The sequence below is a fragment of the Streptomyces sp. NPDC004752 genome, from assembly GCF_053601275.1.
Map to the genome: position 1 here is coordinate 112,585 of NZ_JBSGBN010000003.1, position 18,630 is coordinate 131,214.

14 protein-coding genes are annotated in these 18,630 nt (G+C 69.1%); 3 read left to right on the top strand and 11 right to left on the bottom strand.

The window, feature by feature from the left end; translation table 11 throughout:
- Positions 1 to 22 precede the first annotated feature (22 nt).
- The 5 genes from prcB to arc form a co-directional block, all read right to left on the bottom strand.
- Positions 23 to 868 carry a proteasome subunit beta gene (gene prcB, locus ACWEKM_RS02580; RefSeq protein WP_451619299.1) on the bottom strand — a complete coding sequence of 282 codons (846 nt, stop codon included), beginning with the start codon at positions 866 to 868 and terminating at the stop codon, positions 23 to 25.
- Positions 820 to 1,413, bottom strand: coding sequence for an endonuclease VII domain-containing protein (locus ACWEKM_RS02585; RefSeq protein ID WP_451619300.1), 594 nt, complete (start codon positions 1,411 to 1,413; stop codon positions 820 to 822). The genes prcB and ACWEKM_RS02585 overlap by 49 nt, the downstream gene beginning before the upstream one ends.
- A 44-nt stretch (positions 1,414 to 1,457) precedes the next feature.
- Positions 1,458 to 1,676, bottom strand: a complete 219-nt coding sequence (locus ACWEKM_RS02590) for a ubiquitin-like protein Pup (RefSeq protein WP_451619301.1) — start codon at positions 1,674 to 1,676, stop codon at positions 1,458 to 1,460.
- Between the two features lie 189 nt (positions 1,677 to 1,865).
- Complete coding sequence (gene dop / locus ACWEKM_RS02595; RefSeq protein ID WP_451619302.1) at positions 1,866 to 3,377, bottom strand: depupylase/deamidase Dop; 1,512 nt, start codon at positions 3,375 to 3,377, stop codon at positions 1,866 to 1,868.
- 231 nt (positions 3,378 to 3,608) lie between these two features.
- On the bottom strand, positions 3,609 to 5,375 hold the full coding sequence (gene arc, locus ACWEKM_RS02600; RefSeq protein ID WP_451619303.1) for a proteasome ATPase: 1,767 nt from the start codon (positions 5,373 to 5,375) through the stop codon (positions 3,609 to 3,611).
- 243 nt (positions 5,376 to 5,618) lie between these two features.
- Between arc and ACWEKM_RS02605 the strand changes: the two genes are divergently transcribed.
- Entirely contained in the window at positions 5,619 to 5,924 is a 306-nt protein-coding gene (locus ACWEKM_RS02605) for a ferredoxin (protein ID WP_451619304.1), read from the top strand.
- A gap of 61 nt (positions 5,925 to 5,985) precedes the next feature.
- Here the strand turns inward: ACWEKM_RS02605 and ACWEKM_RS02610 are convergent, their stop codons facing one another.
- From ACWEKM_RS02610 to ACWEKM_RS02620, 3 genes are all read right to left on the bottom strand, one after another.
- The gene (locus ACWEKM_RS02610; RefSeq protein ID WP_451619305.1) at positions 5,986 to 6,561 is read right to left on the bottom strand and encodes a hypothetical protein; all 576 of its coding nucleotides are present in this window, start codon (positions 6,559 to 6,561) and stop codon (positions 5,986 to 5,988) included.
- A gap of 241 nt (positions 6,562 to 6,802) precedes the next feature.
- A complete protein-coding gene (locus tag ACWEKM_RS02615) occupies positions 6,803 to 7,705 on the bottom strand; it encodes a tRNA (adenine-N1)-methyltransferase (RefSeq protein WP_451619306.1) in 903 nt (300 codons plus the stop codon).
- A 265-nt stretch (positions 7,706 to 7,970) separates the two neighbouring features.
- The gene (locus tag ACWEKM_RS02620; RefSeq protein WP_451619307.1) at positions 7,971 to 9,578 is read right to left on the bottom strand and encodes a site-2 protease family protein; all 1,608 of its coding nucleotides are present in this window, start codon (positions 9,576 to 9,578) and stop codon (positions 7,971 to 7,973) included.
- Positions 9,579 to 9,752: 174 nt separating this feature from the next.
- On the opposite strand from ACWEKM_RS02620, the gene ACWEKM_RS02625 reads away from it, so the two are divergent.
- Positions 9,753 to 10,808 (top strand): RecB family exonuclease, encoded by a 1,056-nt coding sequence (locus tag ACWEKM_RS02625; RefSeq protein ID WP_451619308.1) that lies wholly within the window; start codon positions 9,753 to 9,755, stop codon positions 10,806 to 10,808.
- 12 nt (positions 10,809 to 10,820) lie between these two features.
- A complete protein-coding gene (locus tag ACWEKM_RS02630) occupies positions 10,821 to 11,492 on the top strand; it encodes a response regulator (RefSeq protein WP_121888237.1) in 672 nt (223 codons plus the stop codon).
- A 157-nt stretch (positions 11,493 to 11,649) separates the two neighbouring features.
- On the opposite strand, the gene ACWEKM_RS02635 is transcribed toward ACWEKM_RS02630, so the two are convergent.
- The 3 genes from ACWEKM_RS02635 to metH form a co-directional block, all read right to left on the bottom strand.
- Entirely contained in the window at positions 11,650 to 13,254 is a 1,605-nt protein-coding gene (locus tag ACWEKM_RS02635) for an ABC transporter substrate-binding protein (RefSeq protein ID WP_451619309.1), read from the bottom strand.
- A 421-nt stretch (positions 13,255 to 13,675) separates the two neighbouring features.
- A complete protein-coding gene (locus tag ACWEKM_RS02640; RefSeq protein WP_451619310.1) occupies positions 13,676 to 14,377 on the bottom strand; it encodes an HAD family hydrolase in 702 nt (233 codons plus the stop codon).
- Positions 14,378 to 15,106: 729 nt separating this feature from the next.
- Positions 15,107 to 18,622: a methionine synthase gene (gene metH, locus ACWEKM_RS02645; RefSeq protein ID WP_451619311.1), complete on the bottom strand. Its 3,516-nt coding sequence runs from the start codon at positions 18,620 to 18,622 to the stop codon at positions 15,107 to 15,109.
- Positions 18,623 to 18,630: the final 8 nt, after the last annotated feature.

The window sequence follows — 18,630 nt, forward strand, 5'->3', positions numbered from 1 at the left end:
CACCTTGCAAAGAAACAGCCGGCTACAGCAACGCGGCCCGCGGGCCGTCCGGCTGCTCCAGGCGACGCTCCAGGACCGCACGGGCGATCTCGGAGGACTCCTCCTCGGTGAGCCGCCGGAAGCCGTCCTCGGTGATCACGGTGACGATCGGGTAGATCCGGCGGGCGACATCGGGACCGCCGGTCGCCGAGTCGTCGTCTGCCGCGTCGTACAGGGCCTGCACCACGAGCGTCGTGGCCTGCTCCTCGGCCAGGTCGTCACGGAACAGCTTCTTCATCGCGCCGCGCGCGAAGACCGAGCCGGACCCCGTCGCGGCGAAGTTGTGCTCCTCGGAGCGGCCTCCGGTGACGTCGTAGGAGAAGATGCGGCCCTTCTCGCGGTCCACGTCGTATCCGGCGAACAGCGGGACGACGGCCAGCCCCTGCATCGCCATGCCGAGATTGGAGCGGATCATCGTCGACAGCCGGTTCGCCTTGCCCTCCAGCGACAGCTGGGCACCCTCGACCTTCTCGAAGTGCTCCAGCTCCAGCTGGAAGAGCTTGACCATCTCGACGGCCAGACCGGCGGTGCCGGCGATCCCGACGGCCGAGTACTCGTCGGCCGGGAAGACCTTCTCGATGTCCCGCTGGGCGATGATATTGCCCATCGTGGCCCGACGGTCACCGGCAAGCACCACGCCACCGGGGAAGGTCACGGCGACGATCGTCGTCCCGTGCGGCGCCTCGATCACCCCCTGAGTGGGGGGCAGCTGCCGCTTGCCCGGCAGCAGCTCCGGCTGGTGATCGGCGAGAAAGTCCATGAAGGAGGCGGACCCAGGCGTCAGGAAGGCAGCCGGTAGACGCCCTGTGCTACGAGTGTTGGCTTCCACGCGTTTCCTTCCACATATGCAGCAGCCCGCCTTATGGCCTCGGGCTGATCCTTGAACTGCCCCAGCGCAGCGTTGCAGCTGAAGCACAGTACGCCACGGACCCTACCCGTCTCATGGCAGTGATCCACATGCTCGGCAGGGGCGGCAAGGCATATACAACACACGCCGTGCTGCTCGGCGACCAGCGCGTCCAGCTCCGCCGGCGTGAGTCCGTATTTGCGCTTGAAGTAGCTGACCCGATTCCGCTCAGCCCGGCACGCACGGCAATAGCTGGCCCAGCCGTCCGACGAGGACTTGTTGCGCTCCCACGCGGAGTGCGGCTTCACCTCTTCACACTGGGGACATCGCTTGTGTCCCGGCGGGGCCGGAACCTTCACCCGGACCTTCTTCCCCTTGGCCTCCTGACGTCGCCGGTAGTACTCGGCAGAGCACTCCCGGCAGTACGCCTGGAGGCCATCGGACATGGCCCTGTTGCTTGCGAACGCCGCACGCGGCAGGTGCTTCTTGCACCGCGAACAGCGCCTCCACCCCGGCTCTTCGTCCACTCTGAGCTTCTTCCCCCGATCTCACCTTCGAATCAAAGGTGAAATCACTGTCCACCCTTCTGAACGAAGGACCTCACGAAATCCTCGGCGTTCTCCTCGAGTACATCGTCAATTTCGTCAAGTACCGAGTCGACGTCGTCGCTCAGTTTCTCGTGTCGTTCCTTGAGGTCGTCGGTGGCCTGCGCGTCCTGCGCCTGCTCCTCGACCTCCTCGGTGGAACGCGTGGCCTTCTGCTGGCCGCCGCCGCTGTCCTTGGTCGCCATAACCCTCACCCCGCTCAGTTCGCCCGACATGGTCGACAGGTCGGCATTCCTGCCGATCGGTGATGATCAGACCCTACAAGCCGGGTCCGACATCGGCCCCGCAGTTTCTCCAACGTACGGGGACCACCTCGATGATTCCCGGGCGCCGGGATTTCCACCCCGGACGCCCGGTACGGTCCGTCGGCCCGCTCAGCCGCCGGAAAGGACCCTGACCAGGTCTTCCGCCGTGCGGCAGCGGTCCAGCAGTTCCTTGACGTGATTTCGCGTTCCGCGAAGCGGTTCGAGGGTTGGAACGCGCTGGAGGGAGTCCCGGCCGGGCAGGTCGAAGATCACCGAGTCCCAGGAGGCGGCCGCCACATCGTCCGCGTACTGCTCCAGACAGCGGCCCCGGAAGTACGCCCGGGTGTCCTCCGGCGGCTTCGTGCGCGCCCGCTCGACCTCGGTCTCGTCCAGCAGTCGCTTCATGCGTCCGCGGCCCACCAGGCGGTTGTACAGGCCCTTCTCGGCGCGTACGTCCGCGTACTGGAGGTCCACCAGGTGCAGCCGGGCGGCGTCCCAGTCCAGGTTGTCGCGGCGCCGGTAGCCGTCCATGAGTTCGCGTTTGGCGATCCAGTCCAGCTCGCCCGCGAGGCTCATCGGGTCGTTCTCCAGTCGGTTCAGGGTGTCCTCCCAGCGGACCAGGACGTCCTTGGTCTGCTCGTCGGCGTCCGCTCCGTGGCGCTCCTCGACGTACTTGCGGGCCAGTTCGTAGTACTCCATCTGGAGCTGGACGGCGGTGAGTGTCCGGCCGCTGCGGAGGGTGACCAGGCGCTTGAGTGTGGGGTCGTGGGAGACCTGGTGGAGGGTGCGCACGGGCTGGTCCACGGCCAGGTCGACGGCGATGAAGCCGTCCTCGATCATGGACAAAACCAGGGCCGTGGTGCCCAGTTTCAGGTAGGTCGAGATCTCCGAGAGGTTGGCGTCGCCGATGATCACGTGCAGTCGTCGGTACTTCTCCGCGTCCGCGTGCGGCTCGTCGCGGGTGTTGATGATGGGGCGTTTGAGGGTGGTCTCCAGGCCGACCTCGACCTCGAAGTAGTCGGCGCGCTGGCTGAGCTGGAAGCCGTGTTCGTGGCCGTCCTGGCCGATGCCGACGCGGCCGGCTCCGGCGAAGACCTGCCGGGAGACGAAGAAGGGTGTGAGGTGGCGCACGATGTCGGAGAAGGCGGTCTCCCGCTTCATCAGGTAGTTCTCGTGCGTGCCGTAGGAGGCGCCCTTGTTGTCGGTGTTGTTCTTGTACAGGTGGATGGGCTGGGCGCCGGGGAGCTGGGCGGCCCGTTCGGCGGCCTCTGCCATGATCCGTTCGCCGGCCTTGTCCCAGAGGACGGCGTCGCGTGGGTTGGTGACCTCGGGTGCGCTGTATTCGGGGTGTGCGTGGTCGACGTAGAGGCGCGCGCCGTTTGTGAGGATCACGTTGGCGAGGCCGATGTCCTCGTCGGTGAGCTGGCTGGCGTCGGCGGCCTCGCGGGCGAGGTCAAAGCCTCGTGCGTCGCGCAGCGGGTTCTCCTCCTCGAAGTCCCAGCGGGCTCGGCGGGCCCGGTGCATCGCTGCTGCGTAGGCGTTGACGATCTGGGACGAGGTGAGCATGGCATTGGCATTGGGGTGGCCGGGGACGGAGATGCCGTACTCCGTCTCGATGCCCATTACTCGCCGTACGGTCATGCGGCCCTCCTTGCCCGGCGGCGCCCTCGGTCGTGGGCGCCGCTCAAGTACCGCTGGCGCTCCGGTGCGTGTGCGGTGCCCGTCTCCGCACTGCGCGACTCGGCGGTACCGAAGAGCCTAGAACGCCTTTGCGCTGGTGGGGAGATCATTTGCGTCATTGCCTGTTCCGGTGTGGTCCGGAAAACAGTCGGCTGCGGGTACCCGGTGGGGGCACCCGCAGCCGCCCTGTGTTTACAGGTACTGTCCGGTGTTCGCCACCGTGTCGATGGAGCGTCCGGTGTCCGCGCCCTGCTTTCCGGTGATGAGGGTGCGGATGTAGACGATCCTTTCACCCTTCTTGCCGGAGATTCGGGCCCAGTCGTCCGGGTTGGTGGTGTTGGGCAGGTCTTCATTCTCCTTGAACTCGTCCACGCACGCCTGGAGGAGGTGGGAGACTCGGAGGCCCTTCTGGTTGTGTTCGAGGAATTCCTTGATCGCCATTTTCTTGGCGCGTCCGACGATGTTCTCGATCATCGCTCCGGAGTTGAAGTCCTTGAAGTAGAGGACTTCCTTGTCGCCGTTGGCGTAGGTGACTTCCAGGAAGCGGTTCTCCTCGGTTTCGGCGTACATGTGCTCGACCGCGGTCTGGATCATGCTCTGGACCGTGGTGGCCTTGTCGCCGCCGTGTTCTCCGAGGTCGTCCGCGTGCAGCGGGAGGCGTTCGGTGAGGTACTTGCCGAAGATGTCCTTGGCCGCTTCGGCGTCCGGACGCTCGATCTTGATCTTCACGTCGAGTCGGCCGGGCCGCAGGATGGCGGGGTCGATCATGTCCTCGCGGTTGGAGGCGCCGATCACCACGACGTTCTGCAGGCCCTCGACGCCGTCGATCTCGGCGAGCAGCTGGGGGACGATGGTGTTTTCCACGTCGGAGCTGACGCCGGAGCCGCGGGTGCGGAAGAGCGACTCCATCTCGTCGAAGAAGACGATCACGGGGGTGCCTTCGCTGGCCTTTTCCCGTGCGCGCTGGAAGACGAGGCGGATCTGCCGTTCGGTCTCGCCGACGTACTTGTTGAGCAGCTCGGGGCCCTTGATGTTGAGGAAGAAGCTCTTGCCGGCGGCCTGGCCGGTGACCTCGGCGACTTTCTTGGCCAGCGAGTTGGCGACGGCCTTGGCGATGAGTGTCTTGCCGCATCCGGGGGGGCCGTAGAGCAGGACTCCCTTGGGTGGGCGCAGCTCGTGCTCTTTGAAGAGGTCGGGGTAGAGGTAGGGCAGCTCGACCGCGTCGCGGATGGCCTCGATCTGGTTGCCGAGGCCGCCGATCTGCTCGTACCCGATGTCGGGTACCTCTTCGAGGACGAGTTCTTCGACCTCGCTCTTGGGGACGACTTCGTAGACGTAGCCGGAGCGGGGTTCGAGGAGCAGGGCGTCGCCGGGGCGGATGGTGACGTCCAGCAGCGGCTCGGCGAGCCGTACCACCCGTTCCTCGTCGGTGTGCCCGAGCACCAGGGCTCGCTCGCCGTCCTCCAGGATTTCCTTGAGGGTGACGATGTCCCCGACGCGCTCGTACTCCATGGCTTCGACCACGTTGAGTGCTTCGTTGAGCATTACTTCCTGGCCGCGGCGCAGGATGTCGAGGTCCACGCTCGGGCTGACGTTCACCCGGAGCTTGCGGCCGCCGGTGAAGATGTCGGCGGTGCCGTCCTCGTTCGCCTGTAGGAAGACGCCGAAGCCGGCCGGTGGCTGGGCGAGCCGGTCGACCTCTTCTTTGAGGGCCACGATCTGGTCGCGGGCCTCGCGGAGTGTGTTGGCGAGTCGCTCGTTCTGTGCGGACACGCCGGCCAGGTTGGTCTGCAGCTCGACGATCCGCTCTTCGAGAATTCTCGTGTGTCGCGGAGAGTCGGCGAGCTTGCGTCGCAGGACGGCGATCTCCTGCTCAAGGTAGGCGATCTGTCCGGCGGGGTCTTCGGACCCTCGTCCCGGGCGGATGCCGCGGTTCATGTCGTCGTCGTGGGCTGCCACGGTCCTCACCTCCTCCAAGGGGAGCTGGACGCTTCCAGACCCTACCTGGGTGGGTGTCGATTGAAACCCCTAGATCACAAAGACTGTCAAGGTGTGTCCGATCTTCACCCTTGCGCTCTCCCTCACGCCAGGGGAATACCCACGGAACATGCTTGGGAAGCGGGCGCGGGTAGGGTCGAGGGGTTCAACACCCGTCAGAGCTGGCCGGATTCCTGTCGGCTCGGTCTGTGAACGGCAGGAGAGATGACCGTGGGGCAGGTGGTCCGAGGGGGCGGCGAGGCGCTGGAGGTCTGGATCGATCAGGATCTGTGTACGGGGGACGGGATCTGCGTCCAGTACGCACCCGAGGTGTTCGAGCTGGATATCGATGGGCTGGCCTATGTGAAGGGGGCGGAGGACGAGCTGTTGCAGGCCAAGGGGGCTGTGACTCCGGTGCCGTTGCCGCTTGTCTCGGATGTGGTGGACTCGGCGAGGGAGTGTCCGGGCGAGTGCATCCATGTGCGTCGGATTTCGGACAGGGTCGAGGTACACGGTCCGGACGCGGAGTGATCGTGAGGTCACCCCACGCAACAATGTCGGATTTCTCACATTCCCGTCGGTACGGGGTGTTTCATACGCTGTGGGTGGCCGCTGGTGTGGAACGGATGAACGCGCGGCCGTTCCACTGCCACTTGGCGGACGTCTTCACGTCCGGGCAGCAACTCGGTACGTCGGCCGTGGAGTAGCCGAGGAGGGTCGCGGTGACCGCACCGGACTGCACCGCGAAGTCGGTCACGGTGACCCGGTCCTTGGGGTCGACGAGCGTGGCGACGACGCGGACCCGCTCGGTCCGGGCGTCTCGGGTGAGGACGTAGATCCCGTCGGGCGGGGTGCCCATGGGGGCGTCGCAGTGCACCACGGCGACCGTCTCGGGGCTGCCGTCGCCGTCGAGGTCTCCGGTGGCCTTCTTTTTCACGACGGCCTTCACGGGTCCGCACTCGATGGGGAAGGCGACGCCCGCGGTGCCGGGCGCGGTGGCCGCGGGTGCGGGCTTCGGCCTCTGGTCCGCGGCGGGCTGGGCGGCCTTGGCCGAGCCGGGCTGGATCACCGAGGAGAGGGCGACGACGCCGGCGACGGCGGTTGCGGTGGCCACCCAGTGGATGGGGCGGGTGTGGGTGTGTGCGAGTTCCGGGACGGCGGATTGCACTAGGAGGGTCTCCTGTGAGGGCTGTGCCGGTGGGAGTGGCCAGCATGGTGCCACACGTCACAGTGCGGGGGAACGGCGGGGTCCGGGATTCCCGCGGGTCCTTCGCCCGCGGCGGTGGCGGCGTGTGGATCTCGCCGTCTTCCGGTCTCTGTTCCCTCAACGCGCGTGCGCTGTGGCCGAGTTCCCGGTCGGCCCGGGAGAACTCGGCCTCGGCGCTGCTGCGTTGGTGGTGGTGAGGGGGTCAGCGGCCGGGGCCGCCGTCGGCGTTGGGGCCCGCGTAGTCCTCGCCGTAGGCGCCCTTGGCGGGGCGGCGGCGGCGCATGGGCGGCTCGACGCCGTCGGCGAGGCGTCGGGCGGTGAGCAGAAAACCGGTGTGGCCGATCATCCGGTGGTCGGGGCGGACGGCCAGGCCCTCGATGTGCCAGTTGCGGATCATCGTCTCCCAGGAGGTCGGCTCGTTGAAGCAGCCGATCTCGCGGATGGACTCGACGGTCCGGGCGAGCTGCGTGGTGGTCGCCACGTAGCAGCACAGGATGCCGCCGGGCACGAGTGCCTTGGAGACGGCCTCCAGGCACTCCCAGGGGGCGAGCATGTCGAGGATGACACGGTCGACGTCGGCGTCGGAGAGGTTGTCCTGGAGGTCGCCGACGGTGAGTTGCCAGGCCGGGTGCGGTCCGCCGAAGTAGCGCTCCACGTTCTGCCGGGCGATGTCGGCGAAGTCCTCACGGCGCTCGTAGGAGTGCAGCATGCCCTGGTCGCCGATGGCTCGCAGCAGGAAGCTGCTGAGCGACCCGGAGCCGACGCCGGCCTCCACGACGCGGGCGCCGGGGAAGATGTCGGCGAAGGCGAGGATCTGCCCCGCGTCCTTCGGATAGACGACGGCCGCCCCGCGGGGCATGGACAGGACATAGTCGGGGAGCAGGGGGCGCAGCGCGAGGTAGGCGACGTTTCCGGTGGTGCGGACAACGCTGCCCTCGGGAGCGCCGATCAGTTCGTCGTGCGGGAAGGAACCCTTGTGGGTGTGGAAGTTCTTCCCGGCTTCGAGCGTGAACGTGTAGTGGCGGCCCTTGGGGTCGGTCAGCTGTACCTGGTCCCCGACCTTGAAGGGCCCGCGCCTGCGGGCGGCACCGGTCGGTTCGGACATGTGACCAGCCTACCGGTTCCCTGCCGGGGGCTGGACGGACGGAGGGGGTGGGGGGCTGCTGTGTGTGCGGACGGTGCGGATTGTGTGTGGCTTGTCGCGCCGTTCCCCGCGCCCCTGAAGGGCGCTGATGCGCAGGGCGTTGTCAGGCGGGCCGTGCCATGGCCTTGACGAAGACGCGACAAGGGGCGGGGCGCTGCTGCTTTGTGAGCGGGTGCGGGTGCTTCGTGGCTGAGCGCGCGGTTCCCCGCGCCCCCTTGGGGGCGCCTCAGGCCGGCCGTGCCATTGCCTTGACGAAGGCTCGTTCCACGTCGGCCGCGGACAGGACGCCGTAGATCTCGCCCGTTTTCTCCACCACCAGGTACTCGGTCGCCGGGGTGGCCCGCAGGACGTCGAGGAGGTCCTCGCCCGCGAGTTCGGCGGAGACGCGCATGCCGTCGGTGAGTTCCTGGGCGAGACCGCTGACGGCGACCCAGGGGCGGCGGTGCTCGGGTACGCCGACGATGGCGGCCTCGCGGACCAGGGAGAGCGGGTTGCCGTCGGCGTCGACGACGACGAGGGCGCGGGCGCCGGCGGCGTTGGCGCGGCGCAGCGCCTCGGACAGCGGGGTGTCGGTCTCCACCGGGACGGCGCGCCGGGTGAGGGTGCGGGCCCGCAGTTGTGGGAGGTGCTCGCGCAGCCGGGCCATGCGCAGGCTGTTGCCGGCGCCGGTCCAGATGATCGCCGCGAGGATGGCGGCGAGCAGGGCGTCGGTGACGGTGTCCATGCCGCTGATGTCCTGGGTGTCGGAGCCGAGGGCACCGGACTGGTTGAGCAGCGGGAGGCCGATCAGTACGGAGATGGCGAGGCCGCGGCCGACCCAGGCGGCGGCCACGGTGCCGGTCATGGGCCGGCCGGTGATCTTCCAGACGACCGCGCGGAGCATCCGGCCGCCGTCGAGGGGGAGGCCGGGCAGGAGGTTGAAGACGGCGACGATGAGGTTGGAGATCATCAGGCCGGCCAGTAGGACGCCGGGCACGGTGCCGGGTTCGACGGGCTGCATGGCCAGGTAGAACAGGCCCGCGAGGACCAGGGAGAGCAGGGGGCCGACGAAGGCCAGCACGAATTCGCGTCCGGGGGTCTCGGCCTCCTTCTCGATCTCGGAGACGCCGCCGAAGAACTGGAGCTGGATGCGGCGGACCGGGAGCTTGTAACGGATGGCGGCGACGGTGTGGGCGAGTTCGTGGACGAGGACGGAGGCGTAGAAGGCGACCGCGAAGAAGAGGGACACCAGGTAGCGGGCGGCGCCCAGCTCCGGCAGCACCCGGTCGAGCTGGCCGCCGAACACCCAGGTGATCAGCGCGGCGACGAGGAACCAGCTGGGCGCGACGTAGACGGGCACCCCGAAGGGCCGTCCCATGAGCAGCCCGCCGCCGGGCCCCTTGGGGCGCTCCGGCGGTTGCCCCGGTGTGGGCCCCTGGCCGGGGCCGGAATCGGTGTGCGCACGCGAGGCGGAGTCGCCGTCGTCCGATCGCCGGCCGGCTGCCGGGGGCGGGTCTGCGGGCCGTGCAGGTCCGGGCCGGGCCGGGGTGCCGTCGTGGGCTTCGGGCGGGGTCGGTGAGGGTGGCGCGGCCGAGGCGTCCGACGGGTCGTGTCCGGTCGTGGTGGCGGGGGCGTTGTCGGATTCGGTGTCGTGCTCGGGCTCAGGTTCGGGTTCGGCCGTGGTGTCCGCGGCGCCTGGTCGGGGCTCGGTCCGCTCGGTGTTCTTAGTAGGCTCGGGGGCCGCGACGCTGTCGTCGGTGTCGTTGCCGGTGCTCGGGGCCGTAGGACCTGCGGGGCGCTCGGCCGGCTCGTCGTTGCCGGACCGCGGCTGCCCGCTCCCGCCGCTCACGTCCACGGTGTCCCCTCGTTCGAAGCGTCTTCCGCGCCTGGCGGGCGGAAGGGTCTGGGGTCGATGGTATGCGGCCGTCGTCATGCGTTCCGCCCCGGCACCCCCCGTGTTCGCCCCGGGGTCGCCGGGCGGGCGGCGCGGCTGGGTCACTGTCAGTGGCGGCACGTATGGTCTGTGCTCATGGACAGCAGCATCGAGGGTGCAACGGGGGTCCGTCCCGGCGATGCCGGGGAGGGGGAGCCACCGGTCACGACGGCAGCGGCAGAGGCGGCGGACGGGGCGTCAGGCCCGGCCGACGGGGCCGCCCCAGCCGACTCGGCTGGGGCGGCCGGAAGGGCTGACGCGGCGGCTGCGGCTGGTCCGGCGGGGACGGCCGGGACGGTCGCCGTACCGCCCGCCGCTCTGTCGCCCTCGCGGGCCGGTGACTTCATGCAGTGCCCGTTGCTGTACCGGTTCCGGGTGATCGACCGGCTCCCGGAGCGGCCGAGCGAGGCGGCGACCCGGGGCACCCTGGTGCACGCGGTGCTTGAGCGGCTCTTCGACGCGCCCGCCGCCGAGCGGACCGCGCCCCGCGCCAAGTCGCTGATCCCCGGCCAGTGGGACCGGCTGCGGGAGACGAAGCCCGAGGTCGTGGAGTTGTTCGCGGACGACCCGCAGGGCGAGCGGCTCGCGCGCTGGCTCGGCGAGGCGGAGCAACTGGTGGAGCGCTGGTTCACGCTGGAGGATCCGACCCGGCTGGAACCCGCCGAGCGGGAGCTGTTCGTCGAGGCCGAGCTGGCGTCGGGGCTGCGGTTGCGCGGCATCATCGACCGGGTCGATGTGGCGCCCACGGGAGAGGTGCGGATCGTCGACTACAAGACGGGCAAGGCGCCGAAACCGCAGTACGCGGAGGGCGCGCTGTTCCAGATGAAGTTCTACGCCCTGGTCGTGTGGCGGCTGAAGCGGGTGGTCCCGCGCCGGCTCCAGCTCGTCTACCTGGGCAGCGGCGAGGTGCTGACGTACGACCCGGTGCTCGCCGACCTCGAACGGGTCGAGCGCAAGCTGCTGGCCCTGTGGGAGGCGATCCGGCAGGCCACCGAGACGGGTGACTGGCGTCCGCGCCCGACCCGGTTGTGCGGCTGGTGCGACCACCAGGCGCACTGCCCGGAGTTCGGCGGCACTCCCCCGCCCTACCCGCTGCCGGTGAGGGGGGCCGAGTCCCCGGGCGTCCCGCAGGGCAGAATGGGGCCGGGCTAGCAAAGGAGACTTATGGCCATCCGCGTCCTACTGGTCGACGACCAGCCGCTGCTGCGCACCGGATTCCGGATGATCCTGGAGGCGGAGCAGGACATCGCGGTCGTGGGCGAGGCCGGAGACGGCCTGCAGGCCCTCGATCAGGTGCGTGCTCTGCAGCCGGATGTGGTGCTGATGGACATCCGCATGCCGCGGATGGACGGGGTGGAGGCGACCCGGCAGATTTCCGGCCCGGGACGCGACGGCCCGGCGAAGGTGCTGGTGCTGACCACGTTCGACCTCGACGAGTATGTGGTGGAGGCGCTGCGGGCCGGGGCCAGCGGCTTCCTGCTGAAGGACGCCCCGGCCAATGAACTCGTCCAGGCGATCCGGGTGGTGGCCGCCGGTGAGGCCATGCTGGCGCCGAGTATCACGCGTCGGCTGCTGGACAAGTACGCGACGCATCTGCCGTCCGGCGAGGAGCCGGTGCCGGACACGCTGCACACGCTCACCGAGCGTGAGGTGGAGGTGCTGAAACTGGTGGCGCGCGGGCTGTCGAACGCCGAGATCGCCGCGGACCTGTTCGTCAGCGAGACCACGGTGAAGACGCACGTCGGGCATGTGCTGACCAAGCTGGGTCTGCGGGACCGGGTACAGGCGGCGGTGTACGCGTACGAGAGCGGGTTGGTGCGCCCCGGCGCGCAGTGACGGCGCGGCGACGAACGGCGTACCGGAATCCCCTGGGGGTGCCCGACAGCCGTACGAGAGCCCCGAGGTCGCCCTCTTCCGCAGAAGGGGCGCCCTCGGGGCTTCTTGGTCTTCTTGTGGGTCCGGGGCCGCGCGGGCGCGGACCACGGGGTGTGGGTCAGCCGCCCACGCCGCGGCCGAGCTCCCACAGCTGGAGCGTGGAGGACGAGTTGATGGCGTACGCGGCGCCCGTGATGTCGTCCCGCGCGGCGATGTACTGCTTGCCCTGCCACAGCGGCAGCACGGGGACTTCATCGGCGACGATGTCCTGGATGCGGGTGAGGGTCTTGGCGGCGCCGAGCCGGTCGGCCTCGCGGCGGGACTCCGGGATCAGGGTGTTGATGATCTCGGAGTTGGCGTAGGGGGAGGCGAGGAAGTTGTCCGTGTCGAGGAACGGCGCCAGATAGCTGTCGGGGTCGGGGAAGTCGGGGAACCAACCCATGCCGTAGACGTCGTACTTGCCCTTGCGCTCATCGGTCTGGAAGGTGGACCAGAGCCAGCCCTTGATGCTGACGTCGAACAGACCGCTGTCGTTGAGCTGCTTCTGCAGGACCTCGAACTCCTGCTTGGTGGCCGCACCGTAGTGGTCGGTGGTGTAGTGCAGGGTCAGCTTCACGGGGGTGGTGATGCCGGCCTTGGTGAGCAGTGACTTGGCCTGGTCTACGTCGGGCTCGCCGTACTTGTTGAAGAACGAGTTGGAATGCCCGGTGATGCCGGCCGGGACCAGCGAGTAGAGCGGCTCGGCCTGGGAGCCGTACACCTTGGAGACGAGTTCGGCGCGGTTGACGACCTCGGCCATCGCCTGGCGGACGGCCTTGTCCTTCACGGTCGGCGCATCGGTGTTGAAGCCGAGGAGGCGGATCTCCAGACCGGCCATCTCGACGAGGCTGATGTGCTGGTCGGTGTCGGCGTCCAGCTTGCGGATCTGCGTCGGCGTCATGGTGCGGGTCATGACGTCGATGTCACCCTTGTCGAGGGCGACGCCCATCGCGTCCGCGTCCACGAAGGAGCGCATCTCGACCTTGTTGTTGTTCACCTTCAAACTGCCCTTGTAGTGGGGGTTCTTGGTGAAGGTGGCCGAGACGACCTCGTTGTCCTTGACGTCGGTCTTCATCGAGTAGGGGCCGGAGCCGTCCACGTCGAAGCCGTCCCGCAGCTTGTCCTTCGCGTAATCCCTGGGGTTGACGATGCCCGCGACCGGGGTGGACAGCTTGTACGGGAAGGTGGCGTCCGCGGTCTTGAGGTGGAAGATCACCTCACGGTCGCCCTGGGTCTCGATGGTGTCGATGGTGGAGAGCAGGGCGAACACACCACTGTCCGCCTTGATCCGCATCGCCCGCTCCATCGAGTACTTGACGTCCTCGGCGGTGACGTCGTCGCCGCTGGCGAACTTCAGCCCGTCACGCAGCTTGCAGGCGTAGCGCTCGTTGCCGCTGTCGGTGAAGGTGCAGCTCTCGGCGGCCTCGGGCACCGGGTCACCGTCACCCTTGGGCTGGATCATCAGGGTCTGGACGGTCTGGCGCAGCACGTTCCAGGTGCCGACGTCGTACGCGTAGGCCGGGTCGAGGGGGGCCGGGGCGTCCTTGGTGGCGGTGAACCGGTCCGTGGTGCCGACGACGATCGGGTCGCCGCTGCCACTCCCGCTGTCGGATCCTCCGCACGCGGCGAGCACCGGCGCGAGCAGGCCCGCCACGGCCGGCAGCACCAAAGTCTTGCGGTTCATGCTCGAAGTTCTCCAGGGCTGTTCGAGTCCGTGTACCCGGCAGGCAGGGGTGTTGCGGCGGATCACGGGGGTAAGGGCGATGTTCTCGCGACGAGATTAGTCCGCACTCGCTCGACGGTTCACGGCCACGGGAGTTGAGTTCCCATCACGCAGCGAAACCGGGCGTGGACGCACCGAAAACCCGACAGCAGCAAGATTAGTGCAGCGTTCCACCAAACGGGACACATGGTCATACCCAGGCTGCCCGGGCGGGGGTGAGTGGCACAGGTCCCGGCGGATGTCGACCCCCGGGAACGTGGCGAACCTCACATCGTCAACTCGGCTTGCCACAAGCGGAATTCAGCCAGTCGGCCGACCTTGAATTCGGAGCGGTGTACAGCGGCGGACTCTTGCCCGATGCGTTGGCGCGCCGAGTGAATGGCTAGGGCATATCCGTCATCAGGCCGCGCAGAAAAGCCAGGTCGACCTCTTCGAGGGAGCCGACGACGGTGCGTCGGGCGGCCGGGGGGATGGGGGCGACGGACGGCACGGCGACCACCCGGCAGCCGGCGGCCTCGGCCGCCGCGACGCCGGTCGCGGTGTCCTCGACGACCGCGCACCTGGCCGGGTCCACGTCGAGGCCGGCGGCGGCGAGCAGATACGGGTCGGGGTGCGGCTTGGTGCGGGACACCTCGTCGCCCGCGATGGACAGGCCGAAGTGCTGGGTGCCGAGGGAGACCAGGACGCGGTCGATGATGCGCCGGTGGGACGCGGAGACCAGGGCCGTGGGGATCTCCTGCTCGTACAGCTCGGCGAGCAGCCGGGCGGCGCCGGGCATCAGCGGCAGGGCGCGGCCGATGCGGTCCTCGAACCCCTCGTTCAGCAGCACCGACAGCTCGGCGAGGGGGATGTCGGCGCCGGTGGCCTCGATGAGGAAACCGGCGCTGCGGGTCATCGGGCCGCCGACCACGACATGCCGCCAGGACTCGTCGAGGGTGTGGCCGAGGCCCGCGAAGACCTCGACCTCGACCTCCCACCAGAAGCCTTCGGTGTCCACCAGAGTGCCGTCCATGTCCAGGAGGACGGCCTGCAGGGCCGAGCCTTCCGCCGAACGGGTTCCGAGCGCGGGGACCGTAGCGGTCATCCTGGCGCACCTCCTTGAGGGACGATCAGGCCGGTTCCCATGCGGGGAACCGGCCTGCGGTGGACCGACAAGTGTACGTCCCCGCCAGGCGAACCGCCTCATGTGACTCCCCCACCTGGGAAAACCGCAGGTAACACCCGCCGAGCCATCCCGAACACCGCCCTGACCTGCGGAAATTCAACGAGCACGGTCCGGACTACGGGCACGACGGCCGGGCGTGAGCAGGAGGGGGCTGACCGGACGTGAGCACGGCGGCCCAGGCGCGGGACGGCAGCCGGACATGAGCCCGGTAGCGGGCGCAAGCACAACGGGCCGAACCACAAGCACGACGAGCCGGACGCGAGCACAACGACCGGGCGCGAGCATGGGGCCAGGCGCAAGTACGACGGGCCCGGTGTGAGCACGGCGGGTAGGCGCGAGTGCAGCGGCCAGGTGTGGGGCGGTCATCCGGGCAGTGCCACGGAACGAATGCGGGCCCTGCACGGCGTGCCCGCGGACGGATGCCCGGCCCCGACACGCGCGGACAAGACCAGCGCCCGCCGACCGGACACGCACGGGGACCCGCGAGGTCCCGGGCCGGACACGCACCCGCGAGGTCCCGAACCGCTGGACACGCACGCACGCCCCCAGGTCCCCGCGCAGGACCGGAACCGGATGCCCGCAGGTCGCCGCGCAGGACCGGAACCGGGCGGCCGACACCGGGAGCCGGCCCGCGCCGGGTCCCGAGGGTCAGCGGGCGTTGAAGTACTTGGCTTCCGGGTGGTGGATGACGATGGCGTCCGTGGACTGTTCCGGGTGGAGCTGAAACTCCTCCGAGAGGTGAACGCCGATACGTTCCGGGCGGAGGAGTTCGGCGATCTTGGCCCGGTCCTCCAGGTCGGGGCAGGCGCCGTAGCCGAGGGAGAAGCGGGCGCCCCGGTACTTCAGGGCGAACATGTCCTCGATGTCCGCCGGGTCCTCACCGGCGAAGCCCAGCTCGGAGCGGACCCTGGCGTGCCAGTACTCGGCCAGCGCCTCGGCCAACTGCACGGACAGGCCGTGCAGTTCGAGGTACTCCCGGTAGGAGTCGGACGCGAAGAGCCGCGCCGTCTCCTCGCCGATCCGCGAGCCGACCGTGACGACCTGGAGGCCGACGACGTCGGTCTCCCCCGACTCCTCCGGACGGAAGAAGTCGGCCAGGCACAGCCGACGGCCACGGCGCTGGCGCGGGAAGGTGAACCGGGTGCGCTCGTTGCCCCGGTCGTCCAGGATGATCAGGTCGTCGTCCTTGGACACACAGGGGAAGTACCCGTAGACGACGGCGGCTTCGAGCAGGTTCTCCGTCTGGAGCCGGTCCAGCAGGCCGCGCAGCCGCGGTCGGCCCTCGGTCTCGGCGAGTTCCTCGTAGGTGGGTCCGTCACCGGTGCGGGCCTGCTTCAGCCCCCACTGCCCCTTGAACAGCGCGCCCTCGTCCAGCCAGCTCGCGTACTCCCTGAGCTGGATGCCCTTGATGACACGAGTGTCCCAGAACGGCGGCGTGGGCACCGGGTTGTCGGTGGCGACGTCCGAGCGGAGGTGGCCCTCCTCCGGGCGCTCCTCGACCTCGACGGCCGCCGTCGCGCGCACCCGGCGCTGCTTCAGCTCCGGCAACTTCGCCCCGGGCAGGCCCCGCTTCACCCCGATGAGCGCGTCCATCAGACGCAGGCCCTCGAACGCGTCGCGGGCGTAACGGACCTCGCCCTCGTACAGCTCGTGCAGATCCTGCTCGACATACGCCCGGGTCAGGGCCGCGCCGCCGAGGATCACCGGGTAGGTCGCCGCGAGGTCCCGCTGGTTCAGCTCCTCCAGGTTCTCCTTCATGATCACCGTGGACTTGACCAGGAGTCCGGACATGCCGATGACATCCGCCCGGTGTTCCTCGGCCGCCTCCAGGATCGCCGAGACCGGCTGCTTGATGCCGAGGTTGACGACGTTGTAGCCGTTGTTGGACAGGATGATGTCGACGAGGTTCTTGCCGATGTCGTGCACGTCGCCGCGCACGGTGGCGAGCACGATCGTGCCCTTGCCCTCCGCGTCCGACTTCTCCATGTGCGGTTCGAGGTGGGCCACCGCCGTCTTCATCACCTCGGCGGACTGCAGGACGAACGGCAGCTGCATCTGGCCCGAGCCGAACAGCTCGCCGACCACCTTCATGCCGTCCAGGAGGGTCTCGTTGACGATGTCGAGGGCCGTGCGGGTCCGCAGGGCCTCGTCGAGGTCGGCCTCCAGACCGTTTCGCTCGCCGTCGATGATGCGCCGCTTCAGGCGCTCCTCCAGAGGCAGCGCGGCCAGTTCCTCGGCCTTGCCCGCCTTCAGCGACTTCGCCGTGGCGCCCTCGAAGAGCGCCATCAGCTTCTGCAGCGGGTCGTAGCCCTCCTCGCGGCGGTCGTAGATGAGATCGAGGGCCGTGCGCACCTGCTCCTCGTCGAAGCGGGCGATCGGCAGGATCTTGGAGGCGTGCACGATGGCCGAGTCCAGGCCGGCCTTCGCACACTCGTCGAGGAAGACCGAGTTGAGCAGGATACGCGCGGCCGGATTGAGCCCGAAGGAGATGTTCGACAGGCCCAGCGTGGTCTGCACGGCGGGGTGGCGGCGCTTGAGTTCACGGATCGCCTCGATGGTGGCGATGCCGTCCCCGCGCGACTCCTCCTGGCCGGTGCAGATGGTGAAGGTCAGGGCGTCGATGAGGATGTCGTCCTCGCGGATGCCCCAGGTGCCGGTCAGATCGTCGATCAGCCGTTCGGCGATCTCGACCTTCTTCTCCGGCGTGCGGGCCTGGCCTTCCTCGTCGATGGTCAGCGCGATGAGCGCGGCGCCGTGTTCCCGGGCCAGCTTCGTGACCTTCGCGAACCGGGACTCCGGGCCGTCGCCGTCCTCGTAGTTCACGGAGTTGATGACCGCCCGGCCGCCGAGCTTCTCCAGGCCGACCCGGATGACGTCCACCTCGGTGGAGTCGAGCACGATCGGCAGGGTGGACGCGGTGGCGAAGCGGCCGGCGAGTTCGTCCATGTCGGCGACGCCGTCGCGGCCGACGTAGTCCACGCACAGGTCGAGCATGTGCGCGCCCTCGCGGATCTGCTCGCGCGCCAGCTCCACGCAGTCGTCCCAGCGGCCCTCCAGCATGGCCTCGCGGAACTTCTTCGAGCCGTTGGCGTTCGTCCGTTCCCCGATCGCCAGGTACGAGGTGTCCTGGCGGAACGGCACCGACTGGTACAGCGAGGCCGCGCCCGGCTCGGGCTGCGGGCTGCGCTCGGGCGGGGTGCGGCCCTGGACGCGCTCGACGACCTGGCGCAGGTGCTCGGGGGTGGTGCCGCAGCAGCCGCCGACGAGGGAGAGGCCGTAGTCGCGTACGAAGTTCTCCTGGGCGTCGGCGAGGCCCTCCGGGCCGAGCGGGAAGTGCGCGCCGTCCTTGGTCAGGACGGGCAGGCCGGCGTTCGGCATGCACAGCAGCGGGATGCGGGAGTGCCGGGTGAGGTAGCGCAGGTGCTCGCTCATCTCGGCGGGGCCGGTCGAGCAGTTCAGGCCGATCATGTCGATGCCGAGCGGCTCCAGCGCGGTGAGCGCGGCGCCGATCTCGGAGCCCAGCAGCATGGTGCCGGTGGTCTCGAAGGCCATCGAGCACAGCAGGGGCACCTCGACACCGGTGGCCTCCATCGCGCGCCGGGCGCCGAGCACGGATGCCTTCGTCTGGAGCAGGTCCTGCGTGGTCTCGACGATCAGCGCGTCCGCGCCGCCGGCCAGCAGGCCCTCGGCGTTGGCCTGGAAGCCGTCCCGGATCGTCGGGTACGGCACATGACCGAGCGTGGGCAGCTTGGTGCCGGGGCCGATGGAGCCCAGCACCCAGCGCTGCCGACCGTCACCCGCGGTGAACCCGTCGGCCGCCTCGCGGGCGATGCGCGCACCGGCCTCGGACAGCTCGTACACGCGGTCGGCGATGTCGTACTCGGCCATCGCCGCCTGGTTGGCCCCGAAGGTGTTGGTCTCGACGCAGTCCACGCCCACGGCGAAGTACGCCTCGTGGACCGAGCGGACGATGTCGGGGCGGGTCAGGTTGAGAATCTCGTTGCAGCCCTCAAGGTTCTCGAAGTCGTCGAGCGTGGGCTCCTGGGCCTGGAGCATGGTGCCCATCGCTCCGTCGGCGACCACCACACGGGTGGCGAGCGCCTCGCGGAGCGCGGACACACGGGTCCTGCTGTCGGCTGAAGGGGTCGGTGGCAACGAGGCCATGTAAGGGC

Coding starts and splice junctions, on each gene's coding strand:
- metH (WP_451619311.1), bottom strand. CDS start 18,622: ATGGCCTCGTTGCCACCGACCCCTTCAGCCGACAGCAGGACCCGTGTG.
- ACWEKM_RS02615 (WP_451619306.1), bottom strand. CDS start 7,705: ATGTCCGAACCGACCGGTGCCGCCCGCAGGCGCGGGCCCTTCAAGGTC.
- ACWEKM_RS02630 (WP_121888237.1), top strand. CDS start 10,821: ATGGCCATCCGCGTCCTACTGGTCGACGACCAGCCGCTGCTGCGCACC.
- dop (WP_451619302.1), bottom strand. CDS start 3,377: ATGACCGTACGGCGAGTAATGGGCATCGAGACGGAGTACGGCATCTCC.
- ACWEKM_RS02605 (WP_451619304.1), top strand. CDS start 5,619: ATGACCGTGGGGCAGGTGGTCCGAGGGGGCGGCGAGGCGCTGGAGGTC.
- ACWEKM_RS02625 (WP_451619308.1), top strand. CDS start 9,753: ATGGACAGCAGCATCGAGGGTGCAACGGGGGTCCGTCCCGGCGATGCC.
- ACWEKM_RS02640 (WP_451619310.1), bottom strand. CDS start 14,377: ATGACCGCTACGGTCCCCGCGCTCGGAACCCGTTCGGCGGAAGGCTCG.
- ACWEKM_RS02590 (WP_451619301.1), bottom strand. CDS start 1,676: ATGGCGACCAAGGACAGCGGCGGCGGCCAGCAGAAGGCCACGCGTTCC.
- ACWEKM_RS02635 (WP_451619309.1), bottom strand. CDS start 13,254: ATGAACCGCAAGACTTTGGTGCTGCCGGCCGTGGCGGGCCTGCTCGCG.